Annotated in this window: 1 protein-coding gene; it reads right to left on the bottom strand. The window is 62.9% G+C overall.

Annotated features, from left to right (window positions below):
- The coding region (locus OC610_RS28120) for an AMP-binding protein (protein WP_264432906.1) at positions 1-657 on the bottom strand (657 nt) is incomplete at its 3' end.
- Between the last annotated feature and the right edge of the window lie 251 nt (positions 658-908).

The raw sequence follows: 908 nt of genomic DNA, 5'->3' as shown, positions 1-908 counted from the left end.
GTTCTGGAACGCCACGATCGCCTTGAGCGGCACCGACAATGCCTTGGCCGGGCCGGTGGTGCCGGAGGTGAACATCAGCAGGAACGGGTCTTCGCCAGTCAGCATCAGCGGTTCGCACTGGTTGGACTGGTTGGCGACCTCGGCCCAGAAACTGTAATCGCCACGGACGATGCCCTCGCCCTTTTCACCGCCGACCGTGACGACGGTGGGACAACCGGCCACTTCGTTGAGCTTGGGACGGTTGACCGCGTCAGTGACCACGACCCGCGCGCCGGAGCTGCCGAGGCGGTGTTCGATGGCCTTGGGGCCGAACGCGGTGAACAGCGGCTGGTACACCGCGCCGATACGCCAGGTGGCGAGCACCACGATCAGCAGTTCAGCGTTGCGCGGCAACAGGCCGGCCACTTTGTCGCCCTTGCCGACGCCTTGGGCGCGCAGGAAATTGGCGAAGCGCGCGGCGTTGTCTTGCAGGTCACGGTAAGTCCAGGTCGCGTCACTGCCGTCACGGCCTTCCCAGAACAGGGCGATGCGCCCCGGCAAGGCGTGCCGGTCGCAACATTCGACACAGGCGTTGAGTGCCTCGAGCGAGCCGTGCAACGCGGCATTGACGGTGTTCAGGTAATCGAACTGCGACGTGGCGGACGAATAATCGCGCATGACCAGAATCCCTCTGTACTTTTTATTGGGTGGGGGAACCGTGAAGAGCAGGCAAATACTCGCGCCGAAGGGCTTGCGGGGCAATGGTCAAAGCCATCAAGTTGCTTGACTGGTTTGGCCATGGACCAAAGTGGGTGTTGCCAGCAATGGCCTCATCGCGAGCAGGCTCGCTCCCAGATGGGATTTGTGGCAAGCATCGGCTTTGTAAGCACCCAGCCCCACCAAACACCTGTGGCGAGGGAGCTTGCTCC

It is taken from the genome of Pseudomonas agronomica (assembly GCF_025917275.1).
GTDB classification, from domain to species: domain Bacteria; phylum Pseudomonadota; class Gammaproteobacteria; order Pseudomonadales; family Pseudomonadaceae; genus Aquipseudomonas; species Aquipseudomonas agronomica.
This window is presented reverse-complemented; position numbering and strand designations above follow the sequence as displayed.